The sequence below is a fragment of the Corynebacterium sp. HMSC05E07 genome, assembly GCF_001807225.1.
GTDB classification, from domain to species: Bacteria; Actinomycetota; Actinomycetes; order Mycobacteriales; family Mycobacteriaceae; genus Corynebacterium; species Corynebacterium singulare.
The window spans coordinates 79,063-79,329 of sequence record NZ_KV788275.1 but is presented as its reverse complement, the minus strand read 5'-3'; positions in this window follow the sequence as shown (position 1 = coordinate 79,329).

Here is a 267-nt window from a genome sequence, read left to right as displayed (position 1 = left end):
TGCTCCCCGCGTAAGCGGGGATGAGCCCGGTTATCGAGCCCGATAGGAAGGAAGGGCGCTGTGCTCCCCGCGTAAGCGGGGATGAGCCGGGTTACGTAGACTCGGCTGTCGATAAGAAGGCGTGCTCCCCGCGTAAGCGGGGATGAGCCCGTGGCGTTTGAGGGGTACCAGCCCACTTTGCTGTGCTCCCCGCGTAAGCGGGGATGAGCCGGTTCCGGCAGTATGACCACCATAAGGGCCACCGTGCTCCCCGCGTAAGCGGGGATG